The 26,109-nt window shown below is 50.5% G+C and carries 20 protein-coding genes; 5 read left to right on the forward strand and 15 right to left on the reverse strand.

Annotated elements, in window-relative coordinates:
• Positions 1 to 234: 234 nt before the first annotated feature.
• From ACWHYD_RS07460 to ACWHYD_RS07495, 8 genes are all read right to left on the reverse strand, one after another.
• Positions 235 to 579 carry a four-helix bundle copper-binding protein gene (locus tag ACWHYD_RS07460; RefSeq protein ID WP_447965277.1) on the reverse strand — a complete coding sequence of 115 codons (345 nt, stop codon included), beginning with the start codon at positions 577 to 579 and terminating at the stop codon, positions 235 to 237.
• A gap of 220 nt (positions 580 to 799) precedes the next feature.
• Positions 800 to 1,708, reverse strand: coding sequence for a copper resistance protein B (locus ACWHYD_RS07465; RefSeq protein ID WP_447965278.1), 909 nt, complete (start codon positions 1,706 to 1,708; stop codon positions 800 to 802).
• Entirely contained in the window at positions 1,705 to 3,579 is a 1,875-nt protein-coding gene (locus ACWHYD_RS07470; protein ID WP_447965279.1) for a copper resistance system multicopper oxidase, read from the reverse strand. The genes ACWHYD_RS07465 and ACWHYD_RS07470 overlap by 4 nt, the downstream gene beginning before the upstream one ends.
• A gap of 48 nt (positions 3,580 to 3,627) precedes the next feature.
• Positions 3,628 to 4,086: a tetratricopeptide repeat protein gene (locus ACWHYD_RS07475; protein ID WP_447965280.1), complete on the reverse strand. Its 459-nt coding sequence runs from the start codon at positions 4,084 to 4,086 to the stop codon at positions 3,628 to 3,630.
• 97 nt (positions 4,087 to 4,183) lie between these two features.
• Positions 4,184 to 7,306 carry an efflux RND transporter permease subunit gene (locus tag ACWHYD_RS07480; RefSeq protein ID WP_447965281.1) on the reverse strand — a complete coding sequence of 1,041 codons (3,123 nt, stop codon included), beginning with the start codon at positions 7,304 to 7,306 and terminating at the stop codon, positions 4,184 to 4,186.
• 10 nt (positions 7,307 to 7,316) lie between these two features.
• Positions 7,317 to 9,023: a FixH family protein gene (locus ACWHYD_RS07485; RefSeq protein ID WP_447965282.1), complete on the reverse strand. Its 1,707-nt coding sequence runs from the start codon at positions 9,021 to 9,023 to the stop codon at positions 7,317 to 7,319.
• Between the two features lie 14 nt (positions 9,024 to 9,037).
• Positions 9,038 to 10,312: a TolC family protein gene (locus tag ACWHYD_RS07490; RefSeq protein WP_447965283.1), complete on the reverse strand. Its 1,275-nt coding sequence runs from the start codon at positions 10,310 to 10,312 to the stop codon at positions 9,038 to 9,040.
• Positions 10,313 to 10,485: 173 nt separating this feature from the next.
• Positions 10,486 to 10,848 carry a hypothetical protein gene (locus ACWHYD_RS07495; RefSeq protein ID WP_447965284.1) on the reverse strand — a complete coding sequence of 121 codons (363 nt, stop codon included), beginning with the start codon at positions 10,846 to 10,848 and terminating at the stop codon, positions 10,486 to 10,488.
• A 258-nt stretch (positions 10,849 to 11,106) separates the two neighbouring features.
• On the opposite strand from ACWHYD_RS07495, the gene ACWHYD_RS07500 reads away from it, so the two are divergent.
• The gene (locus ACWHYD_RS07500) at positions 11,107 to 11,610 is read left to right on the forward strand and encodes a hypothetical protein (RefSeq protein WP_447965285.1); all 504 of its coding nucleotides are present in this window, start codon (positions 11,107 to 11,109) and stop codon (positions 11,608 to 11,610) included.
• A 668-nt stretch (positions 11,611 to 12,278) separates the two neighbouring features.
• On the opposite strand, the gene ACWHYD_RS07505 is transcribed toward ACWHYD_RS07500, so the two are convergent.
• The 3 genes from ACWHYD_RS07505 to ACWHYD_RS07515 form a co-directional block, all read right to left on the reverse strand.
• Positions 12,279 to 13,283, reverse strand: coding sequence for a S1 family peptidase (locus ACWHYD_RS07505; RefSeq protein ID WP_447965286.1), 1,005 nt, complete (start codon positions 13,281 to 13,283; stop codon positions 12,279 to 12,281).
• Between the two features lie 357 nt (positions 13,284 to 13,640).
• A complete protein-coding gene (locus tag ACWHYD_RS07510; RefSeq protein ID WP_447965287.1) occupies positions 13,641 to 14,024 on the reverse strand; it encodes a hypothetical protein in 384 nt (127 codons plus the stop codon).
• 116 nt (positions 14,025 to 14,140) lie between these two features.
• Complete coding sequence (locus ACWHYD_RS07515) at positions 14,141 to 15,091, reverse strand: hypothetical protein (protein WP_447965288.1); 951 nt, start codon at positions 15,089 to 15,091, stop codon at positions 14,141 to 14,143.
• A gap of 504 nt (positions 15,092 to 15,595) precedes the next feature.
• Here ACWHYD_RS07515 and ACWHYD_RS07520 point away from each other — a divergent pair.
• Together ACWHYD_RS07520 and ACWHYD_RS07525 are read left to right on the forward strand one after the other, a co-directional pair.
• Positions 15,596 to 16,561, forward strand: a complete 966-nt coding sequence (locus ACWHYD_RS07520; RefSeq protein ID WP_447965289.1) for a hypothetical protein — start codon at positions 15,596 to 15,598, stop codon at positions 16,559 to 16,561.
• Positions 16,562 to 17,452: 891 nt separating this feature from the next.
• Positions 17,453 to 18,361 (forward strand): hypothetical protein, encoded by a 909-nt coding sequence (locus ACWHYD_RS07525; RefSeq protein ID WP_447965290.1) that lies wholly within the window; start codon positions 17,453 to 17,455, stop codon positions 18,359 to 18,361.
• 172 nt (positions 18,362 to 18,533) lie between these two features.
• On the opposite strand, the gene ACWHYD_RS07530 is transcribed toward ACWHYD_RS07525, so the two are convergent.
• Positions 18,534 to 19,310 (reverse strand): S1 family peptidase, encoded by a 777-nt coding sequence (locus ACWHYD_RS07530; RefSeq protein ID WP_447965291.1) that lies wholly within the window; start codon positions 19,308 to 19,310, stop codon positions 18,534 to 18,536.
• A gap of 549 nt (positions 19,311 to 19,859) precedes the next feature.
• The gene (locus ACWHYD_RS07535; protein WP_447965292.1) at positions 19,860 to 21,926 is read right to left on the reverse strand and encodes an FAD-dependent oxidoreductase; all 2,067 of its coding nucleotides are present in this window, start codon (positions 21,924 to 21,926) and stop codon (positions 19,860 to 19,862) included.
• A gap of 419 nt (positions 21,927 to 22,345) precedes the next feature.
• On the opposite strand from ACWHYD_RS07535, the gene ACWHYD_RS07540 reads away from it, so the two are divergent.
• Positions 22,346 to 22,720 carry a VOC family protein gene (locus ACWHYD_RS07540; RefSeq protein ID WP_447965293.1) on the forward strand — a complete coding sequence of 125 codons (375 nt, stop codon included), beginning with the start codon at positions 22,346 to 22,348 and terminating at the stop codon, positions 22,718 to 22,720.
• A gap of 35 nt (positions 22,721 to 22,755) precedes the next feature.
• On the forward strand, positions 22,756 to 24,144 hold the full coding sequence (gene zwf / locus ACWHYD_RS07545; RefSeq protein ID WP_447965294.1) for a glucose-6-phosphate dehydrogenase: 1,389 nt from the start codon (positions 22,756 to 22,758) through the stop codon (positions 24,142 to 24,144).
• Positions 24,145 to 24,442: 298 nt separating this feature from the next.
• Here the strand turns inward: zwf and ACWHYD_RS07550 are convergent, their stop codons facing one another.
• Both ACWHYD_RS07550 and ACWHYD_RS07555 read right to left on the reverse strand, forming a co-directional pair.
• On the reverse strand, positions 24,443 to 25,150 hold the full coding sequence (locus ACWHYD_RS07550) for an isochorismatase family protein (protein WP_447965295.1): 708 nt from the start codon (positions 25,148 to 25,150) through the stop codon (positions 24,443 to 24,445).
• Between the two features lie 48 nt (positions 25,151 to 25,198).
• Positions 25,199 to 26,056: a pirin family protein gene (locus ACWHYD_RS07555; protein ID WP_447965296.1), complete on the reverse strand. Its 858-nt coding sequence runs from the start codon at positions 26,054 to 26,056 to the stop codon at positions 25,199 to 25,201.
• Positions 26,057 to 26,109 lie beyond the last annotated feature (53 nt).

Below are 26,109 nucleotides of genomic sequence, written 5' to 3' on the forward strand. Positions count from 1 at the left end.
CTCTTTGTTGAAGGCTTCACTCGCTCACATAGAGAAGAAAATGTCTGTTGCGTCAGGCTTTGGGGCAATCTATTTCATAGCTTGTCGGCGGACCGACTGGCGACACCATAGGATCCATCCGGCCTTCAGACCAGGCTCCTGTCCGTGTGGGCTAAGATTGAATGGAAGAAAGGGGAAATCGACCTCATCGGGCAAGCCTCCGGGAAGCCTTGCCCGATGAGTGTTCACCTAAGGCTATCGCCCGGCGCCCACAGGTTGTTTTTTGGTTGCTGCACCCATTTTGCGGCATTCTTCCGCGCAATGGCGACAGGCTTCTGCACATCGTCGGCAATGCTCGTTTTGATGTTTCTCACATTCCTCCGCACAGGCGTCACAAATTGTGGCGCAAATGTCGCAGAGTTCCGCACTGAATTGAGAATCTCGACTCATAAATGCCGTACAAGTCCAACAGATATCTGCGCAGTCTATGCAACGCCTGGCACAGTCCGGCATCTCACCCAAGCATTGATCTGAACATGATTCGCACTCCTCCGCACATTGCACACAGGCTTCCACACAAGATTGGTGTTGATGAGCCATGAATCAATCCTCCTTTCCTGAGGCTGCCCGTCACATCCTCATTGAAAAAATAGAATAAAACCGATTCCTGTCCACCCACGATAACCGGGTGACTTCCCGAAGAAAACTGTCGATAACCCTTGAGTAGTGTGATAGCGAGGCTGTAAATGTTGTGTGCTTTTGGAAAGAGAAGCTCCAGCTCCACAAAAATTCGCAGGCGGATATCGCGGTATAACTATTCTTAAAACCAGAGCCTTACGCCCACCACGAATCGTACCTGACTTGGATTTCCTCCTTCTTTCCGGACAAGCGAGGCGGTATCTCCAAAACTTTTGTCCAGGGAGATTCCCACGTAGGGGGCAAATTCCCGTCGGATTTCATAACGCAGCCGAAATCCCAATTCAAGGTTATTCAGTCCTGAACCCGTTGTGAACTTTCTCACACGTTGAATCGCGGCATTCGTCTCAAAGCGAGGCTGGAGGATCAGCCGTTGCGTGAGGGAGAGATCTTTGGTCGCGGTCATTCGTGCGGACAGGTCCCCATGTTGACTAATGAAGAGGGCGGGCTGAATTTCATAATTATACGGGACGAGACCTTGGAATCCGATCACCGCCAGTCCCCGCGTAACATTCCGCCCCCGATAAGATTGGGTTTCGACGCGCCCCCCTATCTGAAAATCGTAATACCGTTGAATGAAGCGTCCGAAGAGGAGTTGTGAATCAATGTCATAGTCGGCCTTAAATGCCGTGTCCCGCTGGCCCTCGCTTTTGAACCAGATTCGATTGTAGTCACCGCCGTACCACCCCTCGATGTCCCACCGGTAGTCGTCATTACTTTCATTCCCACTAAAATTTGGACGGTATTCAAGGACGTCGGCGAGGAAAAACCCGTGGCGCTGCTCATCCATGACAGGACTGGGCCAGTCCGCTGTTTTGGATACAGGTGTTCCCGTCTCCGACATTTCTCCAAATACCCCGGATCGGGTGTCAGTTTGGCCTTCCGGCTGTCTCGTTTGGGGGTGGTGTGTGTGTTGATGAGTGGACGTTGATTTGTCGGGGATGAATTGGGCAAAGATGACTGATGAATGGGAATTCCAAATGAGTAAATTGATGACCGTGAGTGAGAGGATGCATCGAACAGATGTCCTCATGAACGCACCGAAGGTTCCTCGTCGGAAACCTCCACGACGCGGAACATGCCCGCCTCCATGTGGAAGAGGAGATGGCAATGAAAAGCCCAACGTCCGGGAGCGTCCGCCGTGATGGCGACCGAGATCCGCTCGGCCGGTTTCACGATGACAGTGTGTTTGCGGGGCAGGAAGGCTCCAGCTCCGTTCTCAAGGTGCATCCACATCCCGTGCAAATGCAGGGGATGCTCCATCATCGTATCGTTGACGAAGGTGAAGCGGAGGCGTTCGCCGTTACGAAAGAAAATGGGCTCTTTGGCTTCGGAATATTTTTTCCCATCGAATGACCACATGTAACGCTCCATGTGGCCTGTGAGGTGAAGTTCAATCTCACGCCCAGGCTCCCGCTGGTCGGGATAGGGCGCCAGGCTTTTCAAATCAGTGTAGACCAGCACCCTGGTGCCGGTATTCTCCAGCCCGATGCCCGGCTCATCGAGCTGTTGCCGCGAATATTCGGCGACAGATTGATTGCCGGTACCATGATGACCGGGAGCATGTTGGACAGGTGTGCTGCCGGGAATCATCGAATGGCGCGATTCATCCGGTGGAAGGTCCGACATGTCGTGCTTGTCATGCAGGTGTTCCGTGGCGTGTTTTTTTGACTTGTCCATTTCCGGAGGCTCCATGTGTGCCCCGCCGTGCTGATCATGTTTGTTCATGTGGCCCATGTCCATGCCGTCCATGTGCATGCCCATGGCAGCCATGGTCCGGAGCGGCCGCGGACGACGGTCGGGGAGGGGTGCGACCATTCCTGCGCGCGTAGCCAATGTGCCGCGTGCATAGCCGCTTCGATCAAGCGTTTCGGCAAAAATAGTATAGGCCCGATCCTCGGTTGGTTGGACGATTACGTCGTAGGTTTCGGCTGGGCCCATACGAAACTCGTCCACCACCACCGGCTGCACATTTTGGCCATCCGCCTGAACGACGGTCATGGCAAGTCCGGGCAGGCGTATATCATAAAAGGTCATGGCTGTGGCGGCGATAAAGCGAAGGCGCACCCGTTCGCCTGGAAGAAAGAGCCCCGTCCAATTTTGCTCGGGTGCCAAGCCGTTCATCAAATAGGTATAGGTATACCCGGTGACGTCCGCGAAGTCCGTGGGGTCCATTCGCATCCCGTCCCACATTAGATAGTTCTGCAGGGCCGGCCCCAATCCCATTCGTGACACATCGGAAAAGAACTCGGGGGCGCCGCGCTTCTGAAAATTATAGTAATCACTTTGCTTTTTGAGATTGCCAAAAACCGATTCCGGCGACTCGAAGGTCCAATCCGAAAGCACCACCACATAGTCCCGATCATATTGAAATGGCTCCGGCTCAATCGGATCGATGATGAGCGGTCCGTAAACACCCGATTGTTCCTGGAAGCCGGAATGACTGTGGTACCAATAGGTTCCGCTTTGCCGGATGGGATAGCGGTAGCTGAAGGTAGTGGCGGGCTTGATGCCGGCAAAGCTGACGCCGGGCACGCCATCCATGTCCGGCGGAAGAAGCAATCCATGCCAGTGAATGGACGTATCATCCATCAACCGGTTTGTGACATTGATCCTCACGTTGTCACCTTCCTTCAACCGAATTAAAGGCCCGGGTAGCGTGCCGTTAATGGTCTTGGCCATTCCGGTCAACTCTCCGATTCGAAATGGAGACTCCGCAATGCGTAAATCAATGGTGGTTCTCCGTAGTTCTGAAGGAGAACCAGCTTCTGCTATGGTTGTACCGGCCAGAACATAGGAAGGAAGGAGGCGACTCAAAGCTGCCATTATTCCCAGCGCACCGACCCCATGCAGTAACGAGCGCCGCGTCATCCGATTGTCTTGCCAATCCCTGTTGATGCTCATGATTGAACTTTCATAATATTCGGACCATAAAAACCGTTTGGTTTCGAATCAATGCTGATGTCCAAAATGACCATCTGGTGCCGATGTTGGTGTGTTCGATTCAACCGTGCCATATTTTCTGAAGGGTGGAGCATTCCAAATGACGGGATGCCCCGGAGCTAAATCGGCCGCTTCGATAAAATGGGGACGCGCGGCTGAAACGGGCCCATTTTTATAGAGGGCCATGTCCAGGTTGTAATGCGCTTCAGCCAGTGTTGGCTGGGATCGAACGGCTTTTTCGTACTTTATAATTGCAGAGGTCCACCGGTGTTCGGCAAACAGACGATTGCCATCCAGGAGCAGTGGCGCGACCGGTGGAGTCGCATTTTCGGGTGGCGGGAGAGGTTCGTTTTGCGGCAGTTGAGGTGCGGAGACACAGGCCGTGATTGTCCATAGCGCGAGAAGAACCAGAAGATGCCCGTTCAATCGACAGCTTGTCCCTTGTACGTGAGTGAATGGTTGCATCATGAATCAGATTGCCTTTCTCTTTTGATGTGAATATTCCACATAGGACGGAGCTTTTACAATCTGGTGTATTGTTGGCATGGTCCCGTATCAGAACTTTTCAATGATTGAATTGTAATTGCCGCTGGCGCCAGATGAAATAGATGACGGGGATGACCAACAGTGTGAGCACCGTCGCCGTGACCATGCCGCCGATCATCGGGGCCGCGATGCGTTTCATGACCTCGGCGCCGGTCCCGTGGGACCACATGATGGGCAGCAAACCCAGAATGATGGCCGAAGCGGTCATGATTTTTGGGCGGACTCGTAAGACGGCGCCTTCGATGATGGCATCACGAAGGTCCGCCAAGGACTGCAGTCGATTCTCCCGTTGCCGGCGGGCACAGGCCTCGTCCAAAAACATCACCATGATCACGCCGGTTTCTGCTGCCACTCCTGCCAGGGCAATCAGTCCGACCCACACGGCAATGCTGAGAGGATAGTTCAGGAAATCCACATACCAGATAGCCCCGATCAACGAGAACGGCACCGATAGCAATACCAGCAGACATCGGGGGACGGAATGAAAGTTGAGATACAGTAGGAGGAATATGAGAAAAAGCGTGAAGGGTATCACCATTTTGAGTTTTTCTTGCGCCCGCTCCAGATACTGATATTGACCCGCCCATTGTAACGTATACCCGGATGGAAGGGTGATGTGCTTCTGAACCAGGTCTTTGGCCTTGTGAACATAGGTGCCGAGATCCTCGCCTCCAATATCCACAAACACCATACTCGCCAACGATCCATTTTCATCTCGCACAGAAGGCGGTCCCGTGGTGAGGGAGATGTGAGAAAGTTGGGCGAGGGGGATTTGTTCGCCGTGTGGCGTGCTGACAAGGACGCGCTTGAGCGCTTCCACATCTTGTCGCAGATCACGTGGGTATCGAACATTAATCGGATAACGTTCACGGCCTTCCACGGTCCATGCAATATTTTTCCCGCCAATAGCGGATTCAATGACATCCTGCACGTCTCCAATCGTGAGGCCATAACGGGCAGCGGCGATGCGGTTCACGTCGATATCGACATAGTAGCCTCCCGTGACCCGTTCGGCGTAGGCACTCCGGGTGCCCTGAAGTGTGTGAAGCAGGCTTTCAATGTGCAGCCCGATGCGTTCCAGTTCTTTTAATTTCGGCCCTAAGATTCTTATGCCTAAACTGCTGCGAATGCCGGTGGCGAGCATTTCCGTTCTCGTTTGAATCGGCATCCACCAAATATTTGCCATTCCCGGAAAATTCACCTTTTGGTCCATTTCGGCAATCAGCTTGTCCCAGGTCATACCGGGTCGCCAATCTTCCTGAGGCTTCAGGGTCACGATGGTCTCGCCCATATGTAAGGGGGCCGGATCGGTTGCGGTGCGCGCCCGACCCATTTTGCCCATCACCTGATCCACTTCCGGGAATTCTTTTAACAATCGGTCTTGCGTTTGAAGGATGGTGGAGGCTTGTTTAATCGACATGCCCGGAATGCTGGTGGGCATATACAGAATCGTGCCTTCGTTCAAGGGGGGCATAAATTCAGAGCCTAACTGTTGGTAGACGGGAACGACGAGGATCATTCCGAGAATGGCTAAGCCGACGACCAGCCATCGGACATTCAGAACACCTTTCAGGAGAGGGGTATAGATCCATACAAGAAACCGGTTCAACGGGTTTCGTCGTTCTGCCATGATCCGGCCGCGAATGAACCATTTCATCAAGAGAGGGGCCAACCCGATGGACAACAACGCCGCAAAGAACATGGCGAATGTTTTGGTGTAAGCCAGCGGCTTGAACAGACGGCCTTCCTGGGCTTCTAATGTAAATATGGGCAGAAACGAGACGGTGATGATGAGCAAAGAAAAGAAGAGGGGCTTGCCGACTTCCCGGGCGGCTTGAATAATGACGTCATCCCGTGAGCCTGAACGTCCTCGGGATTCCCACTCCTCCAAGCGACGGTGCGCGTTTTCCACCATGACAATGACCGCATCGACCATGGTTCCGATGGCGATGGCAATGCCGGAGAGTGACATGACGTTCGAGGAGACGCCCAGATAATACATCGCAATAAACGACAAGAGAATCGCCACCGGCAGTAAGAGGACGGGAACCAGCGCGGAGCGAACGTGAAATAAAAAGAGGAGGCTAATCACGCTCACGACGAGGGTGATTTCAATGACTTTTTCTTTGAGCGTAGCGATGGCCCGAAGAATCAATTCCGAGCGATCATACACCGGAACGATACCGATGCCTTCGGGAATGGAGGGCGTGATGGTGGCGATTTGTTCTTTGACCCGTTGAATGACTTCAAGCGCATTTTCGCCATATCGCATCACGACGATGCCCCCGACGGTTTCTCCTTGTCCATTTAATTCAGCAATGCCACGTCTGAGATCCGGACCGAACGTCACGGTCGCGACATCGTGGACGGTAATGGGCGTCCCCTTTCCGTCCGTTCCGATAGGAATGGTTCGAAGATCATCAAGCGATTGGATGTATCCGCGGCCTCGTACCATATATTCCCGTTCACTGGCCTCAATGACCCGTCCTCCTACTTCATTGTTACTGCGTCGGACAGCCTGAATGACCTGGGGAAGGCCGATGCCATATCCCTGTAATTTCACGGGATCGACTTGGACTTGATACTGTTTGACGAACCCGCCGATGGTCGCCACTTCCGCCACGCCGGGCACACTCTGTAACCAATAGCGCAAATACCAATCTTGAAACGAGCGAAGATCGGCCAAGCTATGGTTTCCGCTTTCGTCCAACAGCGCATATTGATAGACCCAGCCCACGCCTGTCGCATCGGGACCCAGTGAAGGTGAAATCCCTTCCGGGAGTTTTCCTGTAAGACCCTGCATGTATTCCACCACCCGGCTTCGGGCCCAATACATGTCGGTTCCGTCCTGAAACACAATGTAGACAAAGGACAAACCCAGCATCGATTGTCCTCGAACATATTTGATGCGTGGAGCGCCTAACATCGAGGTGACAATGGGATAGGTGATTTGATCCTCAATCAAATCCGGGCTTCGACCAGGCCACTCCGTAAAGACGATCACTTGCACATCGGAAAGATCGGGCAGGGCATCCAGGGGCGTGTGATAGACCGCCCAGATTCCCCACCCCATCAGAAAAAGGGTCAGGATTCCTACCAAAAAGCCGTTACGCGCACTCCAGCCAATGATTCGTTCAATCATGTTGGATCACTCACATTCCGGACATTCCCGGCATCCCGGACATTCCCGGCATCCCGGACATCCTTCCGCCTCCGGCAACCACCGAAAACGTTTCCCGAATATCGGGCTGCCCTGCGCGTTGAATCAGGATCGTCAGATCCCATTGACCTGCCATCCCAAGATTGACGTTGGCTTCATAGGTGCCTTCCGCACTTGATGACATCGGAACCGTAGCCGGGCGCATGCCCGGCATCGGCATGGTGAAGGTGAGTTGAACCTGCGCAGGAGAGACCGGTTTGCCCTGTTGATTGGAGACGATCACCTGTATACGGTTTTCCCCTATGCGTGCGGGCGAGGGATTGGTTGAAAAGCCCAGCACCAGGTCACCGGCTTTCTTCTTACTCGCTCCTGCCGGTGTCTTGTTCGCCGGCGCCATTCCTGATCCTGTCATGGTCTTGTCCTTACCCATATCCATATCCATCTTGCCCATGTGCGCCTGCTCCATTTTGATACCTCCCATCCCCAGCGCGCCCATCATGTTCGAACTCGCCATGAGCTTGCTTTCCGAATCCAGGAGAAACGTGCCGGACGTGGCGATCCGTTCGTCCAGAGCCAGACCTTCGACGATTTCATAGTAGCCGCCTACTTTCGGGCCAAGGGTGACTTGCCGTGGTTCAAACATGCCCTCTCCCCGGACCACATAGACGATCTGTCGGGTCCCGGAATCGAGTACCGCTTCTTCAGGAACCACAAGCTTACTTCCGCGATTCACCTGAATCTGAACGGTCCCATACATGTCCGGTTTCAGTCGTAGCTTCGGGTTCTTGAACACCAGCCGAACGGTATTGGTGCGGGCCTCCTGGTTGAGGTAGGGATAGATAAAGGTAATCTCTCCTTGAAAGGTTTCTCCAGGATAGGCCGCCAGGGTCAGGATTCCTTGTTGTCCCACTTGGACGAAGGGCATTTCATACTCAAACACTTCCGCCTGCACCCACACGGTAGAAAGGTCGGCAATCGCATAGAGGGTCATCTCGGGTTTCACCAACGTACCTTTAAACACCTGCTTATCGATAACGTACCCGGCGACAGGGGAATAGATCGTGACATAGGTCTGCGGCTTGCCACGACGCGCTAACTCATCGATCTGCGCATCCTTTAATGTCCAATGTCGGAGACGGTCGCGCGCAGACTGGACCATTTGTGCCGTCTGATGTCGTGTTTCGAGAAGAGGGCTGTCCTGAATCTGCGCGTTGGCCTTCATCGCTAGCAGATATTCCTCCTGCGCCGACACGAGTTCCTGGCTGTAGAGGGTAAACAAGGGCTGACCTTTTTTTACAAGTTGCCCGGTGGTATCCACAAAGAGATCTTCCACCCAACCTGAAATGCGAAGATTGATATGGGTGAGACGTTGTTCGTCATAGTCCACTTTCCCCACGGCACGGATGACCGTCTGGAGCGGGCGCATGCTCACCAGGGCTGTGGTGACGCCAATCAATTGTTGCCGTGCCGGAGTCACCATGGCATAGGCCTGGCTGGATTCCATCTCCATGGAAGAATGGCCGCTCATGGTTCCCATATCCTGCATGGGTTGTTCGATATGCTTTGCCTCGTTCGTGGTCATTCCCGCTGATTGGAAGAGGGGCCACCAGGATTCTTTAAAAAATAACAGGCTTGTCACGAGGATACAGAGCAATAATCCGAGGATGATCCAGCGTGGTCGTGATGTGTGCGTGAGCATCGTGCATCTCCTTCTTACAGGTCCGCGCCGAGCACGCGTTCAAGTTGGGCGACTTGCTGTTCCCGGTTCACGAGCGCCCGGATATATTCAAGTCGAAAGGTGATGAGCGCGCGTTCCGCATCGATCAGATCTAAAAAATCCGTGCGATCAGTCCGATAGCCCGCATGGGCGGCTTGGAGAACCTGCTGGGCCTGCGGAAGGACGGTGGTGCGATAAAGTTCCAGAACCTCTTGAGTGGCCTGAATTTGCACCACCAGATCCTTGACCTGAAAGCGCGTGAGAGTGACAAGGGTCTGTTGCTTGGCTTGTGCGGATCGGACCTGCGCCGCCGCTTCCCGCACACCTGCGTCATACTTCGGTTTGGTCCAGAACGCGAAGGGTATGTTCACCATCACATTCCCGCCAAATCCGTCGTCGGTGTTGTAGTTTTGCCAGCGCTGGAGTTCCACCCGAAGGTGAGGGTAGTACTGCAATTTGGCCAGTTGTGTGGCCGACTGAAATCGATTCACTGCCAGATCAGCTTCTTGAAGTTCCGGGCGGAGTCGAAGCGCGTGTTCCTGGAGTTCTTCAAGCGAGCGTGTCAGCGGTTGAGGATGTGGGGCTCGCGGGATTCCAAGCGGAGCATGGGAATCACGATCCAGAATGGTATTGAGCTGAGCTTGAGCGGTTTCCCGTCGTTGATTGAGGACGGGTAATTGTTGGGAAATTTTCGACAGCTCTACTTGAGCGCGCAGGACGTCCACCTGTGTTCGGGTTCCCACTCCGTATTTGGCATTGGCAATATCAAAGAACTGCCTGAGCAATTTTTGCTGTTCATGATGGACCTCAATGGCTTTGTGGGCGAACAACAGCTCAAAAAAGGCCATTTTGACCGCAGCGGTAATCTCGCGAATTTTGGCGGCCACGCGTTGTTCCGCCTGGTCGGCTTCCCGTGTCGCCACCTCGGCTTTCTTCGAAAGCAACCCCGGGAAAGGAAATTGTTGCGCAACCCCGTAGATAACCGTTTGTGTTTTGGTGACATTCAGCGAGTCAGGCGTATTCCACAACTGAACCTTTAATTCGGGGTCGGTCAGGGCTCCCACCTGAGGGGCGCGCTCCTTCATGGCCAGGACCTGCTCGTGTGTCGCCGCGATCTCAGGATTCTGTTGAATCGCTTCCTGGATCAGGGGCACGAGTTCCAAGGCCGGTTCAGTTGTGTCTGTTGGTTGGGCCGGGAGTGGACCTGGCAAACCAAGCCATACCATACCGAATGCCACTATCACCACGTATCTTGAAATAATCTGGTGCATGGTTGACTCCGCTTGTTATGTAGCGACCATAGACCTCTTACCGATTCTGCCTCGTACCCAAAGAAGCAGGAAGGAGAAAATGGTCCTGTCGATCAGGCCTGATGATGTCAGACCGGGATCAGTGAGGTCGTGAATTCAGAGAATTGGTGATGAACGGAAAAACGGGGAGGGGATCAAATACGAAAAACCGAGATGAGGAGGAGAAGGTCTTTTGGCACGGCCACTTGGCCGGTACCGGGCGGAAAGATTAAATTTCTGGAGGAGGGGACAAGGTCAGGAAGAAGTAGGGCCATTTCGCCAATGAAGGGGGCATGAGCCTGGCTGTGTGAAGGAGTATCGAGACTCGATTGGACCGCGAGAGTTTTAAACCCGTCACAGAACTGAGTAACAGGCTCTTCCCCCGGCATGGTGCAATCACTCACTTGAGTCACCGGCATGTTGGTGTAGACCGGCACCAGGCAGGCATAGGCGTTAAAGCTGAACCCGAGGAACAGACCAATCAGGAAGAGGGCTAAGCCTTTTTGGGAAGTCTTCATCGTACTCTCTATTCTAGTGTCGAAAAGTCTTCCAGGCAAGGGAAAGCCGATCAATAACCTGAATAGCCAGTCGGTGAGCAACATCGATTGCCGATTGGAAGAAGATCGAGCAATTCCCAATTTCAACGGGTCTGCATGAAGGGATGTGTCTTGCCAAATCCATCATCCCGAACGTAATTATCCCCTTAAGATACCTAATAGGAATTATGGTAATCTTGGGTCATGGAATTTCCATTTATGGAATGGGGGACTTCTCTAATGCGGCGTCTCCTGGCCAATCCGAAATTATGTGCGAACTTTCAATCGTTACATGAGAAAGATCGTGTAGCGTTATATGTCCAAATCTGTAATGTTCCTATTACTTCCAATGAATGGGTGTATTTTTTAGGTATTAAAAGGGAAACCGCATTTGGAGTTTCTGGGCAAGTAACGATTGAAGAACATCCATCTAATAGTGTTGCGTATCGTGGGCCTCTCCTATTTGATAACAATGATCTCTTTTCTATGGGACCATCCTGCATAGATCTTCACTCATCCGATACGGGCGCGTACAGCGGGCTCCTTCTCCTTTACCATCGCAGTAATTGTGCTCAAGTTTATCCTGAATTAAATCAAGAATTGCTTTGTGGAACCTATCGGGTTTTTCTGAATATAGAGTGTGATGGGAAACATTGGTCATTCAACAAAAAGTGTTTTATTAGAAAAAATGAGGCTACGCAAGAATTAACTGGAGGCTGGATCGAAGATGGCCTGCAACCATAATTTTCCCAATTAATTAATATTTTATGATTGCTGAATGGCAATATCGTATAAGCCTTTCTATAAGCTGGGCATTAAGAAAACCTCTTGAAAAACTCGTTCATTTTGGGGATGGAATAAGCAAACAATTATTTAGTTCATCCTTATCCCAAGCAGTTGACTTGCACGTGCTGCCACAAAGGAGCGGTGGTCGGCTTCAGGTACTGGGCTTGGCTACTCCAGCAGAACCCCTTTGTTGATCTGTCCAACTTTGCATGGACTGAGTTTAGATAGATGTACCGACAAGATGGTTTTTTAACGCCCTCGAAAAAACGGCCCATCACGCCGATTGGTTCAGTTGAAACGTTGGGAATACACCCAATTGAGATGCCGTATGACCTGCCACAAATTCCGCGTGGGGGGTGTAGACACAGATAGTGATTGCTCATCAGACAATCCAAAGAATATGTGCTTCGCCCAACACGTGGAGATAGATTTGGTTAACTGTGGGAGTGCGAAAGGCCGCCCGGCGAACCAGACCCCGGCTCATCACGACATAGATCGCACCCAGATACTAAATACGGAGGGGCCGTGGTCCACCTGCAGTCTAGCAAAGTCGGATGAAACTCTTAACAAAAGGCTTGCCTAGCTCTATATTCTAAAAGGCCAGGGAGAGGGCAGATATTTAAGTCTTAAGTTCCACTCCAAAAAAAATCATCGGATCCATACTGGTTTGATCCATATATAATTTCGTAATCAGCCCCAATGGCCTGCAAGATTACTTCAGCTTGCAGACTCTCTTCATATAAACCTTGCAAGTGCCAAGGATTACGTCTTAGCACTGCCCAACCACGAATCCATCCGGGATTGTTGGGATGGACCGCAGGAAGCCATCTTTCAAAAAGCTCTAATGGTTGAAACCAAAATGAATAGCCCACCCCGTCATCCCCATTGTTCGGGTCCATACCGGAACTCACAAGGCCAATGACATGGCCGTCCTCATTGAAAATTGGTCCGCCACTCATTCCACCAGGCCAATTACATGAAACCTCAAATGAAGGCCACGGCTTGGTAATACCGCGCCCTGTGGAGAATAGTTTTGTTATTTCACCCACAGCTCCATACATTTTCTCAGTAAATATCAGCACACCTTCTTCCCTAACATTTTTGACATCCATGACATTTGGATAGCCAATGGCCATGACTCTATCGCCAATTTTAGGCCGTGAACCACTAATCTTTAATGGCAAAAAATTTGTAAAATCCTTGACCCGTTGATTTGCAGGATCAAAGCGAAACTTAACGCAATCGAAAATGTTTCTATTGACAGTGCGTCCATGTAATCGGCCAATAGGATCGCTAACTTCTCCTCTATAGTTATCAACATGATCAATAAAGACAAAAGAATCTTTAGGAATAGGCGGCCGGCCGCAAACCATCCCGGGGCTCATCATTCCAAAAACAGTTCCTAACTGACGATCAATAATTTGTCTTTTTTCGGGACACTCCAGCACATGATAGGCTGTTAAATACGACCCAAAAGGATCCACGAGGAAAAAGGTTCCTAGCCCAGAAATCAGATGTGTTTCTCGATCTATTGTAAATAATGGCACAATACTTCTACGAAGGCCGAAGGGATCCTGTATCCAAAAAAATCTTTCATTTTCTTGGCTAGATGGTAAAGCTGGAAAAGCCATTAGGGTATTCCGATCTTATGGAAGAATGAATCGAAAAGTTGCTTCCGCCCTTGCCCACTGCGATGGACAAAATTCAATAATTTGAGGTCAGCTTTCTTTCTGGCGGAGTGTTTCTAAGACCATCTTTTCAGATAATTTTAAAAAGTTCGTTTTTTGAATCATATAAAAAATTCCAAGGGTTCTTGTTGTCGTCGATATTGAATAGGGCTTTGGTATCGTGTAAGGCTTCGTGCGATCGATTCCTTTTCAACCGTGGATTTACCCTTGGTATTTACGGAGTTGCCACAACCATATTTACCATAAATTGGTATAGAGTTAACATTCACAGCTTGACCGGAACATCAGTCGAAAGCTTTTCTACAAGTGAACGGGTTGAAGCATGTGCGGTGCCCAATCATTTTCACTCATAGAGGCAGGTCTTGTAATCATGAACACTCTGCTTCCGCCTTTCGTATCCAGCGCGCACAGTGGAATAATGGAGGCCCAAGTGGCCCGCAATTTCCCGCATCTGATATCCATGGGTACGATAGGCTTCGGCGTGTGTTTCTGCTGCAATAGCGGATTGTTCATCAGACAGTAGGCATGACAGCGCCCCCCCCCAAACCGTTCCACCACTTGGGCGAGGCCATCAAGAAAGGCCTGACGGTCGGCCACGGTTTTGACAATTGCTTGTCGGCCATCGCCCCGGCTGGTCACGTAATAAAGGGCATGAGTAAATTGGAGTTGAAGAGGCCGGGCCATTGGAAGAGTCTAGATGGGTACTCTGTCGTAATGGAGGACCTGACCCCAAATCTGTCTGATCATACAAAGATAGGTGTACGATGAGAACAAGTCTAGGAACTCTGCACTTTTGTAGACTACAACAACTGATATCCAACCTGATTAAAATAATGGGCCAAAACATCATTAGGGTCAAAAATTTCTGCAAGTTTATAATCAAGAGGCTCCACTAAATTACCATTCACATTCGCCGGGCGAGGCAACATGGCTCTCCCGCCATCGGCAGAAACCAAATGGCGTCTTTCAATTTTCGCTGCTCCTAACCAAATGTCACACCAATAGGATGTTGTGGTAGGACTAGGGAAAAGGTGTGCCCATGCTTCTCGAAAATCACTGCTCACCACTCCTTCATCATTCTTGTTTATTTCGATTCGAAGATTTGCGTCCTTTTGATAAATTGCTGAGTTTTTATAAGCATCGTGGATATGCTTCCAATCACTCTTGGGATTGGAATGCAGAATGTGGCTCTCGATGTTGTCTATTGAAGGATCCTCCTTGAGCGGCAAAGGAACAGCCTTAGAACCCCCACTGATCGCATGAATATCCTTAATGGCCTTTTCCAGGCCTTGTATCAATTTTCCTTGCTCCTCGTGGTTTCTAGTTTTGTTGCTCTTAGATAGTTTGTATGAAATTGGCCACCTTTTATGGGCAAAATCAAATGGCATATTACCCTCAGGATTTCCATAAGCGGTATTCATTACATTTACGATACACCTATCGGTTAAACACTTCAACGCGTAGCCTAGCTCTATAAGGACATTCGGGTTGGAGCAATGTTTCCCATTGGTGGCTTCTGCAATAAATGACAGATCTCCCACAAAGGCCCCACTTTTCTCAATTTTATCCAAGATCGTTTTTGCTATATCTGGACTTCCAGAAACATCCCTTGTATCACGATCAAGCTCGAATGGCTCTCTTGGGTTTAGGCTGCTATTTAACTTGGCTATAACCTTGTCCAAGCAATTCTGTATGAAGGTTTCGTTGTATTCTTTGTCAAGATCGCATTGCCAAGAGTAAAATATTTTCATGGAGAATTTCCTCAAATGAGTTAACAAATAAAAGACGGGGCCATACGATTATCGCATCAGACCCCATCCCTTCCCATATTCTTCGGTTGGATGGCCCTCTTCCTGTATGATCAAAAAACTCAACACCCGCTGTTAACAGACAAAGAAATTTGCTCGCCTAAATTCCAGAAACCGGTGCAAAAAATCCCCGAATGGGATGCTGGCGCGGATGACCTTAGTCATTGATTTAATTGGTGACCTCAAATCTGTAGCGTTCATTCATCCAATAATAAATTTGAATCTGCTCAACAAGCTCTCATTTTAAAGAGATAACAGGCTGACCTTTTTTTGTGGGTGTTCGACCAGCATTCAGATGTTCCCAGCATCTTCCAAAGTTTCATATAATCGATTGAAACTCCATTTACTCGGCTAATAGGGTCTTTTCCATAAAAGGTCACGTAATCTTAAATCCTTTTTTGTCGGGCGACTGATGCCAAAGATTGTCCGGGTTCGGGGATGATATCAATGAAAATCTTCAGATTAATGCTTGTCTTTATGGCCCTTGGGGTGTCGGTCTTCTGCCAAGACGTTATGGCAGAAGAGCTACCATCCTTCACGACCGGTCTGGCTCAAACGGTCAATCCCGGCCTTTATGCGTGCAGGGATACCAACGCGCGCATCAGTGCAGTTGGAAAGATTAAGGCCAAAGACGGCACAGAGTGGATCGTGCCGGCCAAGACGCATTTCGAAAGCGCGGCAAAGGCGGCGGATCTTTACAATGAATGTAACGGGATCCGGTTGCGCCGGTCGGCCGATCTTGACCTCAAGTCGGTTCCCGTGATCGATGCCGGTGGCAGCGATATCTTCACGGCATACATTTTTGCCGACAACTATTTTGAGTTGTACGTCAACGGCAAACTCCTCGCGGTCGATGCGGTTCCGTTCACGCCCTTTAACAGTAGCGTCATTCGCTTCAAGGCGACCCGGCCGTTTTCTCTCGCTGTGATGGGCGTTGACTGGGAAGAAAGTCTTGGTCTGGGCTCGGAGCAGAACAGGGGGTATGGCTATCATCCAGGTGACGCCGGGTTGGTGGCCGTGATTAAGGGCGAGAGCGGCCAGACCGTTGCCGTCACCGACAATACGTGGCGCGCGCAAACATTTTACACTGCGCCACTCAATGACCGCTCTTGCCTGAAAGTACGTGGCCCGGCTCGAGACAGCTCTGCCTGTTCGATGGAAAGTGTTCGAGACGGGAGTTCCTTCTCCGCGGCGCATTGGCAGGTTCCTGCTAGCTGGTTCGCACCGGGTTTCGATGATAGCGACTGGCCGCACGCAACCGCCTTTACCAACGACACCCTTGGCGTCAATAACAAACCGGCCTACATGAATTTTCGCAATGTATTCGATGACCCGATAGCCGACGCCGACTTCATCTGGTCATCCAATCTGATCCTCGACAACCTGGTGCTCATGCGAAAGGTCGTCGAATAACGACGGCACTGGGGAGTGCATTGGTTCCTGCCGCAAACCTCAAAGACACGCATGGGTTGAATCAACACATCTCATTGGTAGAGAGCCATTGGTCCCTTCACCATTGGATACCTGTGCCCACTAGACCGGAGCCTTCTAATGGGTGACCCTGTGGACAGGAAACTGCCCCCAGCGCACGCGACGGCGTTTTTGGCCACATCTACGCCGACGTTCGAGAAAGTTTGCATGATGGGAGCCTTCAGAAAGTACATGAATGACGCTGGGGTGGCACACACCGACGTAAACTTGCGAGTCAATCGCCGGTCAGAGTCCTTGCCGCGAGATTCCTGATCGACGTTTGGGGTGTGGGTGTGAGAGTCCTCACGAAGTCTGTCCGCAATAACGGCAAATGCCAGTCGAGCCCCCCTTGTACCTTTTCAACCGATACAACACCATACAAGGCCTCTCAAATGGCTTGTCCTGAGTCCCGCGAAGGGAGTCTGCAGCCGCTGGGGAGAGCGAAGCATTCGGAGGACTATGTGAGCACGGCCAATGCGGGATGGAGCCAAATTTGACTTAAGTTGACAATTGCTTTTTGAACTCTCCGAGACAATTATCCAATCAGATACCTATTTTATCAATTTCGATACGGACCAATCTCCTCTTAATGTCTGACGGATATCGAAGATGCCGAGTTTCCCCTATCTCCAGGCTGCATAACACCAGATGAGATAAATGAAGATAGGGATTATTCTAATAGGGAGCTTCAATGGCATACGAATTGCTTTTTATGGTTTCTGTGTAGGAAACCATAAAGAGATTTAGCCATAGATGGCTTGGAACATCCCTGCGAAACTTCACTGAGAATCATGGAAGGAGACGATGATGCGAAGGACACCCAAGAGACATTTTGTGAACGAAATACTTCGAGCTGGAGTATTTGGTATGGCTTTGGTGATAGTCCTGACCGGAGGAAGCCAGAATGTTTTGGCAGTTTCTCAAAAATTAGATCACATGGTTCTGGTGGCAACTCCAAAAGGCAGAATTGCCATACAGAAATCTGGACATAAAGAGCCTTCTCTCCCTACCTTAATAAAGCCGTCCGTAAACCCAACGGCCAATATCTTACGAGCGCGCAGTGGCTCCACTTCCCCCTTGGACGCTTTGCAAACATCGAATAATCCAATCCTGGCCGAAGAATGTTTGGTAGATTTCTCGGATTACGATGCCTTAGATCTTCTAGAGTTCAGTCTTCATCCATACGCCGAAACGACATTTGCCTATACCCCCTGGTGGCACCAAGCCTGTAATGGGCTTATGTATGTCGAGGTTCGCCCAATCTGGACCCCTCTCAGCGTTAGCCATTTTCATTTAGGCTACGAAAATCCACATATTACGACTTGTCCCGGAAGCTTTACGGACTGGGGCATTATTCAGGATGATGGTACCTGCCAAGAAATTGAACCCCGGGAAGAACCTCGAAGTCTCCATCCACATGAGGGCCATAGACCGACACACATCTTTGTGACGGATGGCGGAATCAATGACAAGAAACTGTTTAAGCTCAACCGGATCAGGGTTGAAAGCACCCAAGGCATCCAATTGTGTTACAAACCGATGCAAGAAATTGATGGCCCCTGGATTTCCAGCGGCGTAGCTGGATCCACTCACCCAGGTATTTGGTATTGCTGGGATGAGCTTCCCACTGGGAATTGGGATTTATCAGATTGGACGGATCATATAACCGAAGTGAAAATTCGAGCCAGTCACGGTAGCTTTGGTATCTATCAGATTGATGACATCGGGATTGGAATTTATTAGAAAATATGGAGAAGGCAGATATTTAAGTCTTAAGTTCCACTCCAAAAAAAATCATCGGATCCATATTGGTTTGATCCATATATAATTTCGTAGTCAACCCCAATGGTTTGCAAGATCTCTTCAGCTTGCAAGCTCTCCGCATATAAGCCTTGCAAATGCCAAGGATCACGCCTTAGCACTGCCCAACCACGAATCCTTCCCGGGTTTTGGGGATCGACAGCGGGAAGCCATGTTTCAAAAAACCGTAATGGTTGAACCCCAAAGAATATCCCACCCCGTCATCCTCACTGTTGGAATCCATACCGGAACTCACAAGGCCAATGACATGGCCGTCCTCATTGAAAATTGGTCCGCCACTCATTCCACCAGGCCAATTGCATGAAACCTCAAAGGAAGGCCACGGCTTGGTAATACCGCGCCCTGTAGCGAATAGTTGTGTGATTTTACCCACAGCTCCATACATTTTCTCAGTAAATATCAGCACACCTTCTTCCCTAACGTTTTGGACATCCATGACATTTGGATAACCAATGGCCATGACTCTATCGCCAATTTTAGGCCGTGAACCACTAATCTTTAATGGCAAAAAATCTGTAAAATCCTTGACCCGTTGATTTGCAGGATCAAAGCGAAATTTAAGGCAATCGAAAATGTTTCTATTATCAGTGCGTCCGTGTAATCGGCCAATTGGATCGCTATCTTCCCATCTATAGTTATCAACATGATCAATAAACACAAAGCAATCTTCAGGAATAGGTACCTGTCCGTAAACCAGTCCTGGGCTCATCATTCCAAAGACTGTTCCTAACTGACGATCAATAATTTGTCTTTTTTCAGGACAATCCAGCACATGATAGGCTGATAAATACGTCCCAAAGGAATCCACGCGGAAAGAGGTTCCTAGCCCAGAAATCAGATGTGTTTCTCGATTTATTGTAAATAAAGGCACAATGCTTCTCCGAAGACCGAAGGGATCCTGTATCCGAAAAAATCTTTCATTTTCTTGGCTAGATGGCAATACTGGAAAGGACATTAAGGTATTCCAGTCTCATGAAATAATGATTCGGAAAGCTGATTCTGCCAGACTCATTGCGAGGTGGTACGGTCCAATTTTCCCTTGCTGACCTTTATTTTTCACAAGAAACGAATCAGAAAATCTGTATTTCAGGGATAACTGACTTTTAGAGAATGGACGGGCTATGAGTGTTTCCCCAACACAGTCAATAGGACCATTGCTGCGCGGGTTTCCCTAATCATTGTAAACACCCATACGGAATGCACTGTGTAATTGCGGGTACATTTCATTCCTGTGGCGGAGTTATTGAGCCTTTGCTGAAAAAATCTGACCCGTGATTTAAAAAACTTTAAAATTAAAACATTAACATGTCGGTGAAACATCCATTCTTGATGAACTCATGATCAGAATTCATAAACATCCTCGTCGCTCCTTGTGGGAGAAGGAAGGGGAAAAACCGTGTATTTGTGACAACCATCATTCCTAGCTGTGGGAGAGAGGATTGTTGGAGGAAGCGTGCGCCCTCTCTGATGCCCGGTGTTCGAGGTGAATTCTCGCTTCGGCAAGATCCAGGTGACTGAGAATCCCGACCGGTCGGGATTGATGATCCAACACTGGAGCCTGTTTCACATCCTTCATGTACAAAACCCGTAAAGCTTTCCGGACAGTCTGCCCCTCACGGAGTGCGGCGACCTCATGCTTGGCGATCGTGTCGACGGACTCACCGAAATCCTGGCCATGGGTCATGGCCCGATAGAGATCCGTCTTTGTCAGAATGCCGGTCATTTTTCCTTCCGCATCCACGATAGGCAACAGGGTTTGTGAACACTTCCCAAAGGCCAGGATGGCCTCATTGATCGTGGCCGTTTCGGATAGACACGGTGCGGATTTTTTCATCACGGCTTCGACCGGAGAGGAGAGCAGTTCCGTCGTCCAGCGTGTTTCGCCCAATACTTCTTCTTGTGATGGTCGTTGGGCCGTGTGACGAAGGATCTGACTGAGCGTTTGGAAACTCTCGACGAAGGTTTTGAATTCATTTGAATTAAACACCATGAGGGTTGCTCCGGTCTTGGCTGTGACGGTGACGCGCCGCACCATCCCATATAAAAACGATCCCTCGCCAAAGTGTTCCCCAGGGAGTATGTCGTCATGCCATAGCACTTTGCCCTCGCCATCGTATCGGGTGGCTTCCAATGTGCCGTCTTCCACAATATAGAAAGCGGACCCTCGTTCCCCCTGGCGGAAAATCACATCTCCCGGTTCCACATGTATGCGCGCAATTTTTTGTGTTTTTTTCAAGTCCAGGTAATTGAGATCCGGCGGGAAAAAAAGCTCAAAAGTCCAATCGACCATGACCCGTAGTTTGCGGTCGAGTCCGGGCAATTTCAGCAAATGAACTGTGCGTGTTATCCACCAGGCAATAAACCCGCTAAACTGGAAACCCATGATCGAACAGACGCCTTTATGATGTCCGATCGTGGCCATCTGGCCCAGTGTTTTGTACCGGAATGAACCAAGGGGTTTGCCGGAGGAAGATAAGGCGATGTTCTCGGCGGCATGCCGGCCAAGTTGTATGGCAAATTGGGCCGTAGGCGGACATTGATTCCCATACCCGTCAGGATTGGCTGCTCCATCCCCAATGCCCCAGACATGGGTAAAGCCTTTGAGTCGTAAATATTCGTCGGTCTCTAGCCATCCGTTGGCATACTCCGCAGCCAAATCTTTGAGCACCGGATTCGGGGCATTGCCAATGGTACAAATCTGGTTCTGGGATTTAATGGATGTGCCATCGTTTAATCGGATATAGCCTGCGCTCACCGAAGAGGCCCGCCTGTTGAGCAAAACCGTCATTCCCCGGGATTCAAGAAACCGTTGAGCAAAACGCCCGAGGTCTTCGCCCAGTTCAGGGAGTAAATGTTCGCCTGAGTGCACCAGGGTGACCCGCAGCTCCGACGGGTCAAATGCGGGATAAAACCCTCTGGCATCCTGTAACAAATCAAGAATTTCACCAGCCGTTTCGACCCCGCTGTATCCACCACCGACGACCACGAAATGGAGGAGAGATCGGCGGATATCGGGGTCGGGTTCAAGATCCGCCTCCTCCAAGCGTTTAATAATGTGTTCGCGGATTCCCAGGGCATCAGCTAATGTTTTTAAAAATAGCCCGTGCTCCATCATGCCCGGTACCGCGCGGAGATTGGTGCTACTTCCCAACGCGATGACCAGGTGTTCGGCCTCGACGGGTTCCAGGCTTGCCCCCTCATCCGCATTGAATTCGACTCGTCGTTTTTCCAGATCAATGTTCGTGACCTCGGCACGTTGTACCTTACAGCGGCGCAAGGCTAGTCGAATGGGATTCATGACATGGCGCGGCTCGATACCCGCCCCGATCACTTCCGAAAGAAAGGGTTGATAGACGAAATAGTTCTCAGCGCTGACCAGCAGCACGCGTTTGGCCGTGTCGTTCCCCCAAAGTTTTTCGAGTCGACGGGCGCAGGCCAGACCGGCAAACCCACCACCAAGAATGACGACTTCCCATTTTTTTTGCATACGGCCTATCGTCTTTTCTTTCGTTGATCAGGTGTCGTGATTACGTCAATCTTGTGCAGGAACACTTCTCATCGCCAAAATTTTTTCGTTCGCCCAAGATGCTACCGAGCTTAACATGCTTCTACTCCTCATCGCCCCTCAAGGGAACTGGGAATTTCCCTGGTTGGGCAGATGAAAGACCCTTGCTGAGTCTCCCATTCTGACCTGTTAGCCGAGAAGATCCTGTTTCAGCTTGCCGGGCCTTCGCCGAAACAGCTAGATTTTCCTATTGATGACCGTGTCCAGGAACCACAGTCAAATGAACCATGGGTCAACGTGTGAGAGGATAGACAAAACTTTCACTGTGGCTCTTCGCCTGCCGGTCCTTCCACCGCGAGGCCAGGTGATTCCCGACCATCGCGACGATAATGAGATGAGCTATGTCGATTGAACTCAATCACACCATCGTCCCGGCGCATGACAAAGTGGCATCGGCAAAATTCTATGCGAAAATTTTCGGGCTCGTGTTCGACGAAGGAAAGGTCGGATATTTCGCGCCGCTACGGATTAATGAGACGCTCACGTTTGATTTCGATGATGATGAGGTCGGCACCTTCGACATTCATCACTATGCATTCAAAGTTGGGGAAGAAGATTTCGACCGGATCTTTGGTCGCATTCAGACCGAAGGCATTCCCTATGGGAGCGGACCAGGTGCGCGGGAGGATAGGACCATCAACCACCGGGGTGGCGGACGCGGAGTATACTTTTGCGATCAGAGCGGACACATCCTTGAACTCCTTACGGTGGAGTAGGGTGGGATCAATTGTTTTGATGGTTTAGGGAGGGAATGATGGGGAATGCTCTTTCAGATGCTCTTGTGCTTTTCGGGGCCACAGGCGACCTCGCACAGAAGAAAATTTTTCCGGCGCTTCAGGCCATGATTCAACGTGGGAAGATCGACGTTCCGATTATCGGTGTCGCCAGAGGCGGCAAGGATGTGGACCACCTCCGACAGCGTGCCAGGGACAGTCTGGAAAAATTCGGCGGCGGGGTCGATGAGGCCGCCTTTGCAAAGCTTTCCGATTTGCTCAGATGTGTTGATGGGGATTATCAGGAGGAAGATACGTTTACCCGTTTACGTCAGACCCTAGATACCGCGCAACGCCCTCTCTTCTATTTGGCCATCCCTCCTTCTCTGTTTCCAGCCGTGGTGAAAAGCTTAGGAAAGTCAGGCTGTGCCTCCGGCGCACGAGTCGTCGTGGAAAAACCTTTCGGGCGCGATCTGGCTTCCGCCCAAGCCCTGAATGGTACCCTGCGCAGTGTTTTTGATGAATCGGCAATTTTCCGCATCGATCATTACCTCGGAAAGGAGTCGATTCAAAATCTCCTGTTTTTTCGTTTTGCCAATTCGTTTCTTGAGCCCATCTGGAACCGCAACTACGTCGAAAGTGTGCAGATCACGATGGCGGAGCAATTCGGGGTAGACGGGCGTGGCAAGTTTTATGAGGAAACCGGTGCGATCCGGGACGTTGTGCAAAATCACTTGTTGCAAGTGGTGGCCAACCTGGCCATGGAGCCACCTGTCAGTTCCGGTGGGGAAGCTCTGCGCGATGAACGGGTTAAGGCCTTCAAGGGCATTCGGCCACTCACGGGAAATTCCCTGGTGCGGGGACAGTTCCGGGGCTATCGTGAGGAAGCCGGGGTGAGGCCGGATTCGCAGGTAGAAACTTTCGCCTCGATGCAGCTTCATATCGATTCGTGGCGGTGGGAAGGCGTCCCCTTTTTCATTCGAACAGGGAAATGTCTTCCGGTAACGGCCACGGAAGTGTTGGTCAAACTGAAACATCCGCCTCATCAGCTCTTTGACGACAGGCGGTCAGATGCATCGAACCATATTCGTTTCCGGTTGGGTCCGGATCGAGTCGCGATTGCGATGGGTGCCCGGGCCAAGGTACCTGGCGAACGAATGACCGGGGAAGACATTGAGCTCTATGTCTGTCGCCAACAAGGGGATGAACAGGGGGCCTATGAGCGCCTCATCGGCGATGCGATGGCGGGAGATGCCGCGCTGTTTGCCCGGGAGGATGGAGTCGAAGAGGCCTGGCGTATTGTGGATCCAGTTTTGAAGATGCCCACCCCTGTCTTTGAATATGCGGCAGGGACGTGGGGTCCCAATGAGGCGCAGGCTGTCGTGGCGGATATTGGTGGATGGCATAATCCAAAGGAGGAGGAATGAATCCTTACCCTCTTTTCAGAGCTCACACGGTTCGCTCCACATTCCTGGAGGTGCTAATTTTATTTAGTTGACCGAATGAAATGTCATCTTTCTATCAACCGGATCTTCCGGCGGGATACCGTTGATGCTATTTGGTTGCATGCCACCGATTGGTCTGTGATCTGCGGGAGAAGCTGGTAAGCTTACCAACTTCTCACGCACAGCCAGTGAAATGCAGATCTAGACTTTTGTTATTCGCAAATTCGAATTTCTTCTTTGGTATAGAAAAACCCTTGTTGAAAAATTGCTCTTAATTTATTTAATTTTTTCTGGTCGTTGCAGGCTCAAGTCGTTCAAGTTTTGTTTCTCTGCCATTTTTCCCAACGCTTTGGGCTTTTTCGTAGCTTTCAATCAGAGCACGGTAAGGCGGAACAATATGGTCGGTCATAATTTCTGCAAATTCCATCGCGTCCGCACGATTCCACGTGCTCATGATCTCAGCCAGCACCGCGTAGGTATCAATTGGCATGGCTCCGGCCTGCACCACCCGGGCAATGGTGATGTCGGTGGCCATCTTGCTCCAGTTCCCGGAAGCATCGACAATGGTAAAAACCTTATAACCCGCGACAAGGGCGCTTAGGGTTGGAAACGCCATGCAAACACTTGTAAGTGTGCCCGCGATTAACAGGGTCTTTCTATTGGTTTTCTTAATGGCTTCCACCCATGCAGGATTGTCCCATGCATTGATCTGGCCAGTGCGGGGAACATACACCGCATTTGGATTATATTTATGGATTTCCGGGATCAGCGGGCCATTCGGTCCATCAGGGACAGACGCCGTTGTAAAGGTTGGGATCCCTGCAAGGTGTGCCACTTTTGTCAGAGCCGTCACGTTGGATCGCAACACCGGAAGATCGATGTCTCTGACTAACTGAAACAGTCCGCTCTGATGGTCAATCAAAAGCATGACCGCATCATCCGGATCGATCATCCATTTGTTTTTCTCTACTAACTTGTTATCTGTCATGCTTGCTCCTTGTTGGTGCTGGTGGTTGATCTGCTTCCGCTAAACATATCAGAAACGGCCTCCACGATAATCGGTCATGGCCTGCCGAATCTCTTCCTCTGTATTCATCACGAACGGTCCCTGTCCAACAATGGGTTCATTTATCGGCTCCCCATTAAATACCAGCAATAACGTATCGCTTGTTGCGTCGAGGGAAATCTGTTCGCCTTTCCGTTCGAAGAGAGCCAATTCTTTCCTGTTCATGGTCTTCGTTTCATTGATCAGAACCGTCCCTTTCAGAACCAATAACGTGGTCGTGAATCCATCCGGCAGTTGCAATTTCAGGGACTGTCCTTTATTGAGCTGTATGTCCCATAGATTAATGGGAGTGAAGGTTTTTGCCGCACCTGGAGTGCCGGTGTAATCGCCTGCGATAACCCTGAGCCTGCCTCCCTTTTCATCCAGCTTCACAACTGGAATATCTTTGTTTGAAATTTCCTGATAACGCGGCGCAGTCATTTTGTCTTTAGCCGGCAAGTTCACCCAGAGTTGGATCATCTCCAGGGTGCCGCCATTTTTCGTAAAGTTGAGACCATGTTTTTCCTCATGGAGAATGCCGCGTGCCGCGGTCATCCATTGCACATCGCCCGGACCGATTTTTCCTGAGTTCCCGGCGTTGTCCCGGTGTTCGACTTCGCCTTGATACACAATGGTGACCGTTTCAAAGCCACGATGCGGATGTTGTTCGACTCCCCGAGGTTTGTCGGAAGGCGTAAACTCTGCAGGACCGGCATAATCGAGCAGCAGAAACGGACTCATCTCCGCTCCCAATTCGTCATACGAAAACATCGTCGTCACCGGAAACCCATCTCCGACCCAATGCTGACCGGTGTTTGGTATAATTTGCGTGAGGTTTTTTGTTGTCACGATGATTCCCTCTTTTCATTTGGCACTAGCGTGATTGTTCCCCATTTTTTCTT

The organism is Nitrospira sp. Ecomares 2.1, from assembly GCF_965152585.1.